Origin of the sequence: Globicatella sp. HMSC072A10 (assembly GCF_001811625.1) — a bacterium.
Taxonomy (GTDB): Bacteria; Bacillota; Bacilli; order Lactobacillales; family Aerococcaceae; genus Globicatella; species Globicatella sanguinis.
The window spans coordinates 1-239 of sequence record NZ_KV805665.1 but is presented as its reverse complement, the minus strand read 5'-3'; the positions used below and the strand labels follow the sequence as shown (position 1 = coordinate 239).

Genomic DNA, 239 nt, shown 5'->3' with positions numbered 1-239 from the left:
GCGTATTTTCGCCCCACACGGCCATCTAATTTATTGACTCTTCGTTCTCTTTCTGCTGTTTTTGTTTGATTTCTTACCCAAACTTTTAAATCACCACCATTTAGGTCATAAGCACGCGCTTTAGCGATGTTTTCTGCGCTTGTTGTACTCCATCCCAGCGGTCTCGAACTTAAACGAGCACTTAACCAATGGCTAACGTGACCTTCAGCACTACAACCGATATATTGCGACTCTCTTTG

General features: G+C 43.5%; 1 protein-coding gene. It reads right to left on the bottom strand.

The features are described 5' to 3' along the window. Positions 1–239, bottom strand: a 239-nt coding sequence (locus HMPREF2811_RS03400; protein ID WP_210386536.1) for a UPF0236 family transposase-like protein, incomplete at both ends; no start/stop codon positions are given.